At 69.7% G+C, this 11,201-nt stretch carries 11 protein-coding genes and 1 riboswitch; of the genes, 1 reads left to right on the top strand and 10 read right to left on the bottom strand.

Going from position 1 to position 11,201, the window contains the following annotated elements; genetic code table 11:
- Nucleotides 1-21 precede the first annotated feature (21 nt).
- Nucleotides 22-121, bottom strand: a riboswitch (glycine riboswitch).
- 113 nt (nucleotides 122-234) lie between these two features.
- Nucleotides 235-624, top strand: a complete 390-nt coding sequence (locus ACGF5U_RS28620) for a PRC-barrel domain-containing protein (RefSeq protein WP_392717213.1) — start codon at nucleotides 235-237, stop codon at nucleotides 622-624.
- Here the strand turns inward: ACGF5U_RS28620 and ACGF5U_RS28615 are convergent.
- The 10 genes from ACGF5U_RS28615 to ACGF5U_RS28570 form a co-directional block, all read right to left on the bottom strand.
- A complete protein-coding gene (locus tag ACGF5U_RS28615) occupies nucleotides 528-2,162 on the bottom strand; it encodes a DNA polymerase IV (RefSeq protein WP_392717215.1) in 1,635 nt (544 codons plus the stop codon). The genes ACGF5U_RS28620 and ACGF5U_RS28615 overlap by 97 nt on opposite strands.
- An 82-nt stretch (nucleotides 2,163-2,244) precedes the next feature.
- On the bottom strand, nucleotides 2,245-2,844 hold the full coding sequence (locus tag ACGF5U_RS28610; RefSeq protein ID WP_392717245.1) for a MerR family transcriptional regulator: 600 nt from the start codon (nucleotides 2,842-2,844) through the stop codon (nucleotides 2,245-2,247).
- A gap of 238 nt (nucleotides 2,845-3,082) precedes the next feature.
- Complete coding sequence (locus ACGF5U_RS28605) at nucleotides 3,083-3,556, bottom strand: bifunctional nuclease family protein (protein ID WP_067026588.1); 474 nt, start codon at nucleotides 3,554-3,556, stop codon at nucleotides 3,083-3,085.
- A 53-nt stretch (nucleotides 3,557-3,609) separates the two neighbouring features.
- Nucleotides 3,610-4,356 (bottom strand): MerR family transcriptional regulator, encoded by a 747-nt coding sequence (locus tag ACGF5U_RS28600; protein ID WP_392717218.1) that lies wholly within the window; start codon nucleotides 4,354-4,356, stop codon nucleotides 3,610-3,612.
- A gap of 41 nt (nucleotides 4,357-4,397) precedes the next feature.
- Nucleotides 4,398-5,354: an FHA domain-containing protein gene (locus ACGF5U_RS28595; protein ID WP_392717220.1), complete on the bottom strand. Its 957-nt coding sequence runs from the start codon at nucleotides 5,352-5,354 to the stop codon at nucleotides 4,398-4,400.
- Nucleotides 5,355-5,478: 124 nt separating this feature from the next.
- Entirely contained in the window at nucleotides 5,479-6,393 is a 915-nt protein-coding gene (locus tag ACGF5U_RS28590) for a DUF881 domain-containing protein (RefSeq protein WP_392717247.1), read from the bottom strand.
- 26 nt (nucleotides 6,394-6,419) lie between these two features.
- Entirely contained in the window at nucleotides 6,420-6,752 is a 333-nt protein-coding gene (locus ACGF5U_RS28585) for a small basic family protein (protein ID WP_392717222.1), read from the bottom strand.
- The gene (locus ACGF5U_RS28580; protein ID WP_392717224.1) at nucleotides 6,749-7,678 is read right to left on the bottom strand and encodes a DUF881 domain-containing protein; all 930 of its coding nucleotides are present in this window, start codon (nucleotides 7,676-7,678) and stop codon (nucleotides 6,749-6,751) included. The genes ACGF5U_RS28585 and ACGF5U_RS28580 overlap by 4 nt, the downstream gene beginning before the upstream one ends.
- 97 nt (nucleotides 7,679-7,775) lie before the next feature.
- Complete coding sequence (locus ACGF5U_RS28575; RefSeq protein WP_392717226.1) at nucleotides 7,776-10,271, bottom strand: sugar phosphate nucleotidyltransferase; 2,496 nt, start codon at nucleotides 10,269-10,271, stop codon at nucleotides 7,776-7,778.
- Between the two features lie 122 nt (nucleotides 10,272-10,393).
- Nucleotides 10,394-11,002: a CDP-alcohol phosphatidyltransferase family protein gene (locus ACGF5U_RS28570; RefSeq protein WP_392717228.1), complete on the bottom strand. Its 609-nt coding sequence runs from the start codon at nucleotides 11,000-11,002 to the stop codon at nucleotides 10,394-10,396.
- Nucleotides 11,003-11,201 lie beyond the last annotated feature (199 nt).

Here is an 11,201-nt window from a genome sequence, read left to right as displayed (position 1 = left end):
CGCCCTGCTTTCCAGAGTGACCTCGTCCGTGCGGTACAGGGTGCCTGAGAGATTCCGGGGAGGATTTGCTCCTTCGGCGCCTCCGAAAGGTTTCTCCGGAGGACTCTCCCGCACGGGGTCAGCAGCCGATTGCCAGCGTACCAGCGAGGTTCCCGCCCGATCCCTCGAGTGGCCGACGTCACCGATGTGCACTTTCGTAGTGATGTGGAGCCTCTGCGACCCGTGGGAGGGACCGTGCAGACCGACATCGATCCGCGCAGCCTGATCGGCCGCAAGACCTTCGACCGCGACGGCCACAAGATCGGCACCGTGGACGAGGTGTACCTGGACGACGCGACCGGCCGGCCCGAGTGGGCGGCCGTGCGCACCGGTCTGTTCAGCCGTGACGCCTTCGTCCCACTGGAGCCGAGCGACCTCGTGGACGGCGCCCTGCACGTCCCGTACGAGCGGTCGCTGATCAAGGACGCGCCCGACTTCGGGGTGGGCCGCCATCTGTCGCCGGAGCAGGAACTCCAGCTCTACCACCACTACGGACTCGACCTCCCCGTGCCGTCGGACGACTCATCCGCCCCCTCTCCGCCTCCCGACCGGGACTTCGGCAAGCTGGCGGGCCAGGACGACTGACCCTCCCCCGGGCCCTCGTCCCGGCCGCCCTCCGGGTCCTCTCCGCCCTCCCGCGGTACGAGCGGCAACGGGTCCGACAGCTCCAGCTCCGGGTCGTCCGTCCGGAACGTCCGCACCCTCCCCGGTGGCGAGCCCGGCTGCTCGAACCGCACCGTCACGCGGCCGAGACCGCTGCCCTGCACCCACCCGGGACCGTGGACGGCGTGCCGTACGTCATGCCCGGCCGGCCACCGCCGCTCGGCCACCGGCCCGCCGCCCCCCGCGTCCACCGCCCCCGTCCCCGCGCCCGCACCCGTCCCCACGCCGGTCACACCGTCCTGGCCGTCCCCTCCGCCCACGCCGGGCGCGTCGGCACCCGCACCGCTCCCTGGAAGCTCCGCCAGCCCCCCGCCCCCGGCCTCCTGGCGGTCACCGCCCTCGTCCCCCGCCGCCCCGGCTTCGCCCACGGCGGTCTCCGCCTCCGCCGCCGCGGCCTGCGCGAACAGGTCCTCCTGCGTGTAGTCGGCCAGCCCGCTCACGCCCACGCCGAGCAGCCGGACACCGCCCGTGGTGTCCACGGCGTCCAGGAGCCGCGCCGCCGCCTCCCGGACGACGGCGGGGTCGTCCGTGGGCCCGCGCAGCGTCTCCGACCTGGTCAGCGTGGAGAAGTCGTACCGCCGTACCTTGAGCACTACCGTGCGGCCCGACCGGCCCGCCTCCCGCAGCCGGCGCACGCACCGGTCCGCGAGCCGCTCCACCTCCCACCGCACCCGCACCCGGTCGTGCAGGTCCACGTCGAAGGTGTCCTCCACCGACACCGACTTGGCGTCCCGCTCGGCCACCACGGGCCGGTCGTCGTGACCCAGCGCCATGTGGTGCAGCGCCACCCCGTGCGCCTTCCCCAGCAGCCGCACGAGCTCGTCCTCGCCCGCTTCGGCCAGGTCCGCCACCGTGGTCATCCCGGCCCGCCGCAGGTGCTCCTCCGTCGCCGGGCCGACCCCGGGGAGCGTCCGCACCCCCATCGGCCCCAGCAGCGCCCGCTCCGTGCCCGGCTCGATCAGCACCAGTCCGTCGGGCTTGGCCTGCTCGGAGGCGATCTTCGCCAGCATCTTGGACCCCGCCAGTCCCACCGACCCGGTGAGACCGGTCACGGCGAGGATGTCCCGGCGCAGCCGCTCACCGGCCTCGCGGGCCGTCGCCGCGTCATGGGCGGATCCGCCCGCCTCCAGGTCCACGAACGCCTCGTCCAGGCTCAGCGGCTCCACCAGCGGGGACAGCCTCCCCAGCAGCTCCATGACCTGCTCGCTCACCGCCCGGTACAGCGAGAACCGCGGCACCAGATACGCGGCGTTCGGCGCGAGGCGCCGGGCCTGCGCCATCGGCATCGCGGAGTGCACCCCGAAGCGTCTCGCCTCGTACGAGGCGGTGGCGACGACACCACGCGGACCGAGGCCCCCGACCACGACGGGTTTCCCGCGCAGACTCGGCTTCGCCGCCTGCTCGGCGGCGGCGAAGAAGGCATCCATGTCCAGATGCAGGATCGTCGGCGCGGCTCTCACACCACCGATGCTCCCGCACACCACTGACAATCGGCCCGTACGCCCGTACGAAACGCCGTGCGGGCAGGGGTCGGTTCGCGCTTCAGACGGCCTTGTCGCGTCTGCGTCTGGCGAGTTCGTCCGTGGGGTTGTGCCCGACGAGGGTCTCGCCGGTGTCGACGCGTTCGCCGTGGAGCTGCGAGAGGGCGGCCTCGACGTCCCGCCAGACCACGCCGACGGCGATCCCGAAGATGCCCTGGCCGCCTTGGAGGAGGTCGACGACCTCGTCAGGCGACGAGCATTCGTACACCGTCGCGCCGTCGCTCATCAGCGTCATGCGTTCCAGGTCCCGCAGGCCGCGGCCGCGCAGATGCCGGACCGCCGCCCGGATGTTCTGCAGGGCGACACCCGTGTCCAGGAACCGTTTCACGATCTTGAGGACGACGACGTCACGGAAGCTGTAGAGGCGCTGCGTGCCCGACCCGTAGGCGGGACGGACGCTGGGCTCGACCAGTCCCGTACGGGCCCAGTAGTCGAGCTGGCGGTAGGTGATGCCGGCCGCCGCACACGCGGTGGGACCCCGGTATCCGACAGTGTCGGTCTCGGGTGGCGAGTCGGCCGCACTTCCATGAAGCGGGTACGGCCCGTTCTCCCCCGGACTCTGCCCGGGGAGACCCCCTGCCGTACCGTCGCCGCTGCTGATCACGCCGACCCTCCGTCCTTGACCTGCCTCCTCGACGGTAGGCAGTCACCAGGGGTGCGTCAACGATCGCCACACTCGCCACGCCGAGTGATAATCACCCTGAGAGTGGTTTCCCGTGTCCCAGAACCGGGAAAGGCTACTCGAATGTGCCGAAAGCGACGTCACCGGACGGACGCGTCATCGATGCCGGGCTTCAACGATCGCCGGGCGTCGTCGATGTGGCCATGACGGCCCGGCGTCACTGGTTGCTGGTCCCGAAGTCCTCCGGGGAGATCTGGTCGAGGAACTCGCGGAACTTCTCCACCTCGTCCTCCTGCTCGTCCGGGATCGCGATGCCGGCGTCGTCCAGCACGCCGTCACTGCCGTAGATCGGCGTTCCCGTGCGCAGCGCCAGCGCTATGGCGTCGGAGGGCCTGGCGCTGACCTCGACCCCACTGGCGAAGACCAGCTCCGCGTAGAACACCCCTTCCCGCAGGTCCGTGATCCGGACCTCGGTGAGCTCCTGGCCCACGGCTTCGAGGACGTCCTTGAAGAGATCGTGGGTGAGCGGCCGCGCAGGGGCCATCCCCTGCTGGGCGAAGGCGATCGCCGTCGCCTCCCCCGGACCGATCCAGATGGGGAGGTACCGATCGCCTCCCACTTCACGCAGGAGCACGATCGGCTGGTTGGAGGGCATTTCCACCCGGACACCGACAACATCGAGCTCGTTCACACAGCAACCCTAGGACGTGCCGGACCGGTTTGGGTAGTCGGGCTGCCCCAAGATCAGTGGAACCTGACCCCGAGGGCCGTACGGACCAGTGCCGCGTGGAGCCGTACGGACAGGGCCGCGAGCTCCCTCACCGTCGCCTCGGCATGGGCTCTGGTCTGCGGATTGCGGTGCCGGCGCAAGGGCGCCACCACCTGTTCGACGAGCCCCGCCTCACGATCCGCGGCGGCCTTCACCGCCCGCAGATGGCGCGGCTCCAGACCGAACCGGCCCAGATCCGCGACCAACCTCGCCACGGTCACCGCCTCGGCGTCGTACCCGCCGTCGGCCGCGGGCACGATCAGCCCGTACGACTCCCACTCGGCGAGCTCGGCCTCACCGACCTCGGCCGCGGCGAGCAGCTCCTCCCGGCCCACCCGGGCGGCCGTGGGCCGGTCCTGCTCGGCGTCCCACGGGGCGCCCTCCGGCGGCTCCCCCGGGGGGCTCTGCGCGGGGAGCTGCACCTGTTCACCGCGGGCGAGCGCGTCCAGGTGCTCCCGGATGACCTTGAGCGGCAGATAGTGGTCCCGCTGCATCCGCAGGATCAGCGCCAGCCGCTCCACGTCGTGGCGACTGAACTTCCGGTACCCGGAAGCCGTCCTCTGCGGCTCGACGAGCCCCTCAGCCTCCAAGAACCGGATCTTGGAGATGGTGACTTCGGGGAACTCCTCACGCAGCTGGTTGAGCACCGTACCGATGCTCACCAGCCGGTCGCCCGCGTCGGCGGTGCCGTGTCCGGCACCGCCCGTCGGTGTTCGCAGCATGGACCTTCCTTGAGGTTCCCCCGGACGAGTCCGGAGGAGGGTCACACACCCCGCTGGCTCGCGTAGAAGACCAGCCGGTACTTGCCGATCTGCACCTCGTCGCCGTTGGTGAGCAGAACCGAGTCGATCGGCTCACGGTTGACGTAGGTGCCGTTGAGGCTGCCGACGTCCGCCACGGTGAAGCTGCCGTCGTGTCCCCTGCGGAACTCCACATGACGCCGCGACACCGTCACGTCGTCAAGGAAGATGTCGCTCTGCGGGTGGCGCCCGGCCGTGGTCAGATCACTGTCCAGCAGGAACCGGCTGCCGGAGTTCGGACCGCGCCGCACCACCAGGAGCGCCGAGCCGAGCGGCAGCGCGTCCACGGCCGCCTGCGCCTCGGGCGACAGCGACGGAAGCTGCGTCTGGCCGGTGGCCTCCGAGTCGTACGCCTCGAGACCGGAGATCGAGATGGTCGACGTCGTCTCGGACGCACGCTCCGCAGGAGCTCCGCCACGCAGCGGCGCGCCGCAGTGGGAGCAGAACCGGCTGGCCTCGGCGTTGCGGTGGCCGCACCTCGTACAAACCGGCATGGACGCATCCTCCTGCCGCGGCTGACCCGCGTGTGCGCTGGTCGCATACGGATCGGAGGCAAATCCTCCATCCGCACTCGAGGTTGATGGTTCCCCGAAACCTATGCGGCCGGGACCGGCAGGGTCAACAGAAGACGCGCCCTGTCCGTCCGGAATGTCACCGCCCGGACCAGCGACCTCGTCACGGAACAGTGGGCGCTCGCCGCCCCGCTGCTCCTCGTTCTCACCGTGGCGCGGCGCGCGGTGCCGGGCGCTGCCGCCGTCCTCGCGTGCGCTCTTGCCGAACAACTTCCCAAACAACTTCACGGGCGATTCCCCTTGAACGAAACAGACCCGCCCGTGGGGCAGGACGAACCCTGAATGAACACACCTGCCGACCCGGACATCTTCACAACGTCCGTATCCTCCGGACAGTTTCCACCACACACCACGGTCATGGTGCGCCGACCCCCCGCAACCTCCTGACCCGAGGCGTATCCGGCGGATCTCACCGCGCTCGCTCCGCCTCCGCTCCTCCTCGGAACACCGGGAGACAGGGCTCGCAGCCGTGTCACCGCGACGACGACCGAGCGTAGTCAGGCCGCTTCACCGGTCGCAAGGCGTCCACAACGATCTTCTCCGAGCGCGTCACCGTGGCTGTGGCCTGCTCCTTCTCCAGGGTCTGGACGACGCCGCCCGGAATGTTCAGCGCGGGCTCCAGGTCCTGGGGCTTCCCGATGGCCTTGAAGCGGTACGGCGCGCTGATCCGCTGCCCGTCCACCTCGACGGCACCGGCGTCCCCGGAGATGTAGGTGTCCGCGACGACCCGGACGTCGTTGATCTGGATCGCCTCGGCGCCGGCCGCCCGCAGCTCCTGGACCGTGTCGAGGAGCTTGTCGGACTCGACGGCCACGGCGGTGTCCTCGATGGTGAGCGTGATCCCCGGCCCCTGCGCCGCGACCGTGCCGGCGAGGATGCCCAGCTGACGCTCCCTCTCCTGCGTCTGCCTGCGCGCCTCCTCGGCCTGGTTCGAGCTGTTCTCCAGCTCGGTGCGCTGGGCGTCGAGGCGCGTCTTCTCGTCCTCGAGCCGCTGCGTACGGTCGTCCAGTTCGTCCAGGATCCTGACGAGGTCCTCCTGCCGGGCGCCGCGCAACGCGCTCTCGTCGTTCGTCGAACGGACCTGGATGGCCAGGCCCAGGCCCAGCACGAACAGCAGCAGCGCCACGACCAGTTGTGCCCGTGTCACGCGCGGCGGCCACAGCCCGGCGATCAGCCGCTGCCGACCGTCCTGCGGCTCCTTGGCCGGCGCCGCAGGGCCCGGACCCGGCTGGGGACCGGAGCCAGCGCCGGAGGCGGCGCCCGATCCGGAGCCGGGAGCAGGCTCGGCACCGGCTTCGGGCCGGGGCTCCGGCCGGGGCTCGCGGCCCTCGGAGCGACCCTCCGGGCGGGGCTCGGGGGTCTTCGATGTCTCTTCGTCGTCGTTCATCGGCTCGGGTTCGTCGCTCATCGGCCTCACGCCCGGAACACGTGGCGCCGGATCGCGGCCGCGTTGGAGAAGATACGGATGCCGAGCACGACGACCACGCCGATGGAGAGCTGCGAGCCGACGCCGAGCTGGTCGCCGAGGAACACGATCAGCGCTGCCACGACGACGTTCGACAGGAACGAGACGACGAAGACCTTGTCGACGAAGATCCCGTCGAGCATGGCCCTGAGCCCCCCGAAGACCGCGTCGAGCGCCGCGACGACGGCGATCGGCAGATAGGGCTCGACCACCGCCGGAACCTCGGGCCGGATCAACAGCCCGACCACGACTCCCGCGACGAGGCCCAGTACGGCGATCACGATGTGCCCTTCCCTGTGTCGGCCGCGCTCCGCCCCTCACCCGTCCCGGGTGCGTCGGTCGCCGGCTCTGCTGTACGGACGATCAGGCTCGGTGCGGCAGGCAGACGCACATCGTCCTGGTCGGAAATGGCGGTGCGGATACCGAAGTTCTCCCGCAGCGCGTGGAGGTACCGGCCGTCGTCGGTGTCCTGGAACGCGGTGCTCAGCTTCTTACCGTTACCGATCGCCAGGACGGTGTACGGGGGCACCAGCGGCTTGTTGTCGACCAGTATGGCGTCGCCCGCCGCACGGATCGCGGACAGGGCCGTCAGCCGCTGCCCGTTGATCGAGATCGCCTCCGCACCCGCCTGCCACAGACCGTTCACGATCCGCTGCATGTCACGGTCCCGTACCCGGCCGGTGTCGGAGAAGCCGCTGCTCTCGCGCGGACCGCCACCGCCCTGGTCGGTGCCCTTCGCGTCGTCCACGACGAGCTTGACTCCGGGCCCCCGCACCTCGGTCGCGCCGGACAGCAGGGAGACGAGACCGCTGCGGTCCCCACCGTGCTGCTCCAGCGCCTTGCGCTGGCGCTCCCCCACCTCGGCACGCAGATCCTCGATCTTCTTCTCCAGGGCGTCGGCCGCCGACGTCTCCGCCTGGATGCGGTCGATGAGCTCCTCACGCTCCTTCGCCACCACCGGCGCCGATATGCGCGCCTGCGCGGCACCGAGGGTGACGACCACGGCGGCGAGCAGCAGCCCGGCCGCCAGACCGAGCTTCGCGCGGAGCGGACGTGCCAGTGCGCCGCCCTCGGCGGCCCTGCGGGCCGTCGCCTCCGCGTAGCCCTCGTCCAGCGCGTGGTCGATCACATTGGTCAGCAGCGACATGGACGCATCGGGACGCGGAGGCGGGGAGCCTGTGCTCCGAACGGGGTGCTGCTGCGACATGCCGCACATCGTCGCATGTCGGAGCGGCTACCACCGAATGGCCCCACCGGTGTGCCAGGAGACGTCCGCCGACACCTCCTGGCACACCCGTCTCAGCTCACCGGCCGGCGCTGTCCACGACCGCCGCCCACTCGTCGAGGAGTGCCTGCGCGGACGCGTCGTCGGGGCCCTCGGCCCACAGATGCGTCACGGCTTCCGCCGGGTCGGGCAGCACCATCACCCAGCGGCCGTCGGCCTCCACGACCCGTACGCCGTCGGTCGTGTCCACGTGCCGCTCTCCGGCCGCCTCCACGACCCGGCGCATGACCAGGCCCTTGACCGCCCACGGGGTGGCCAGATCACGCCGCAGGACATGCGCGCGGGGTATGCGCGCGTCGATCTGGCTGAGGGTGAGCTGCGTACGCGCCACCAGCCCGATCAGCCGGACGAACGCCGCCGTACCGTCGAAGACACTGCTGAACTCGGGAACGATGAACCCGCCCCGGCCGTCTCCACCGAAGATGGTGGACTCCTCCCGGCCGACGCGGGTCAGGTCGTCCGGCGAGGTCGTCGTCCACTCGACCTGGGTGCCGTGGTACGCGGCGACCTGCTCGGCGATCCTCGTGGTGGTCACGGGCAGCGCCACCCGCCCGCTGCGCCGCTCGGCGGCGACGAGGTCCAGCATCACGAGCAGCGCCCGGTCGTCCTCGATGATGCGGCCCCGCTCGTCCACCAGGGACAGCCGCTCACCGACGGTGTCGAACCGTACGCCGAAGGCCGCGCGCGCCGATGCCACGATCTCCCCGAGCCGGACGAGCCCGGCACGGCGTGATTCTGCGGACTCGGTGGGCCGCGACTCGTCGAGACCGGGGTTGATGGTCAGCGAGTCCACACCGAGCCGGCCCAGCAGGCTCGGCAGGACGAGGCCGGCGCTGCCGTTGGAGGCGTCGACGACGACCTTGAGGCCCGCCTCGGTGATGCCGGTGGTGTCCACGTTCCGCAGCAGAGAGCCGGTGTACGAGTCGAACACGCTGGACGGGAAGCTCAGGTCCCCGATCTCACCGGGGAACGCCCGCCGGTACTCCTGGCGCGCGTACACCCGGTCCAGCTTGCGCTGTCCGCCCTGGGAGAGGTCGGCGCCGCGTTCGTCGAAGAACATGATGTCCACGGAGTCCGGCACGCCGGGAGTGGTACGGATCATGATGCCGCCGGCGCTGCCACGCGCCGTCTGCTGGCGTGCCACGGGCAGCGGTACGTTCTCCAGGTCCCGTACGTCGATGGCGCTGGCCTGCAGCGCCGAGATCACCGCGCGTTTCAGCGCCCGCGCGCCCCGGGAGTGGTCGCGGGCGGTGGTGACCGTCGCCCCCTTCTTCAGGGTCGTGGCGTAGGCGCCCGCGAGCCGTACCGCCAGCTCCGGTGTGATCTCGACGTTCAGGATGCCGGAGACGCCGCGTGCCCCGAACAGATGGGCCTGTCCACGGGACTCCCAGATGACCGAGGTGTTGACGAAGGCGCCGGCCTCGATGGTCTTGAACGGATAGACCCGGACGTTCCCCTGGACGATCGATTCCTCACCGACCAGGCATTCGTCCCCGATGACGGCGCCGTCCTCGATCCGGGCGGCTCTCATGATGTCGGTGTTCTTGCCGATCACGCAGCCGCGCAGGTTGCTGTGCGGTCCGATGTACACGTTGTCGTGCACCACGGCCTTGTGCAGGAATGCGCCGCTCTTGACGACCACGTTGGATCCGACGACGGTGTGCTCGCGGATCTCGACGTCCGCCTCGATCTTGGCGTAGTCCCCGATGTACAGCGGCCCGCGCAGAATGGCGTCCGGGTGCACCTCGGCGCCTTCGGCGACCCATACGCCGGGCGAGATCTCGAAGCCGTCGAGGTCGACGTCGACCTTGCCCTCGAGTACGTCGGCCTGCGCCTTGACGTAACTCTCATGGGTGCCGACGTCCTCCCAGTAGCCCTCGGCGACATAACCGTAGATCGGCTTGCCTTCCTTCATGAGCTGCGGGAAGACATCGCCGGACCAGTCGACCGGAACGTCGGCTTCTACGTAGTTGAAGACCTCGGGCTCCATCACGTAGATGCCTGTGTTCACGGTGTCGGAGAAGACCTGCCCCCAGGTGGGTTTCTCCAGGAAGCGTTCGACCTTGCCTTCTTCGTCGACGATGGTGATGCCGAATTCCAGCGGGTTGGGGACCCGGGTCAGGCAGACCGTGACCAGGGCGCCCTTCTCCTTGTGGAAGGCGATGAGGTCGGTCAGGTCGAAGTCGGTCAGCGCGTCGCCGGAGATGACGAGAAACGCGTCGTCCTTCAGTGCCTCTTCGGCGTTCTTGACACTTCCCGCAGTGCCGAGCGGCTTTTCCTCATTGGCATAGGTGAGCTCCATGCCGAGCTCTTCGCCGTCGCCGAAGTAGTTCTTGACGAGCGAGGCGAGAAACTGCACGGTGACGACGGTCTCGTTGAGTCCGTGGCGCTTGAGGAGCCGCAGCACGTGCTCCATGATCGGTCGATTGGCGACCGGCAGGAGCGGCTTGGGCATGCTTGAGGTCATGGGGCGAAGTCGGGTTCCTTCGCCCCCGGCCATCACGACGGCCTTCATGTCGGAAGCGTCCTCCTTGAAGAGACGACGGTCTAGCCGACTTCACCCATCCGGACAGTGGTCCTGTGACGTCGCACCGGTGCCGGCGGATTCATCACCGCACGGCACCGGGACAGACAGGCTCAATCGGCCGTGGCATCCGCCTTGACAAGTCGGCGGACCTGAACCACGTAGAGGATCCCTGCCCACCAATACAGGGTTGTACCCCATCCGGCGAAGGCCCACCCGAAAACTTCAGCGAGTGACGCAAGCCAGGTGTCTCCGTCACTGAGCAGCAGCAGGGGGAAGGCGTACATCAGGTTGAACGTCGCGGCCTTACCGAGGAAGTTCACCTGCGGCGGCGGATAACCATGCCGGCGGAGGATTCCCACCATCACCAGGAGCATCAGTTCCCGCGCCAATAGTGCCGCGGTCAGCCAGATCGGCAGGATCTCGCGCCAGGTCAGCCCGAGGAGGGTGGAGAGGATGTACAGCCGGTCGGCCGCCGGGTCGAGGATGCGGCCGAGGCTGCTGATCTGATTCCAGCGCCTGGCCAACTTGCCGTCGAGGTAGTCGCTGACGCCGCTGAGGGCCAGGACGAGCAGCGCCCAGCCATCACTGTTCTGCCCGTCGAACTCGGGGCGCAGAATGAGCCACAGGAACAGCGGAACACCAGCAAGGCGAGCCATGCTCAGGATGTTGGGGATGGTGAGGACCCGGTCGGTCTGAACGCGAGTCTCCTGTACCTCCACCCGGGGGCCTCCGTGGGAACGTGTCAACGATGCCCCCTGACCTTACCGTCAGCCCGGTCCGGCCCATGCACAGGGGTCGCACGGCCGAGGAACGGCGTGCCCGAAACGCAGAAAAGCCCCGTACCTGACGGTACGGGGCTTTCCCACAATGATTGTTCGGCGGTGTCCTACTCTCCCACAGGGTCCCCCCTGCAGTACC

The organism is Streptomyces sp. NPDC047886 (assembly GCF_043204435.1).
GTDB lineage: Bacteria > Actinomycetota > Actinomycetes > Streptomycetales > Streptomycetaceae > Streptomyces.
The sequence above is the reverse complement of the archived record's forward strand: the minus strand, read 5'-3'. Positions and strand labels throughout refer to the sequence as shown.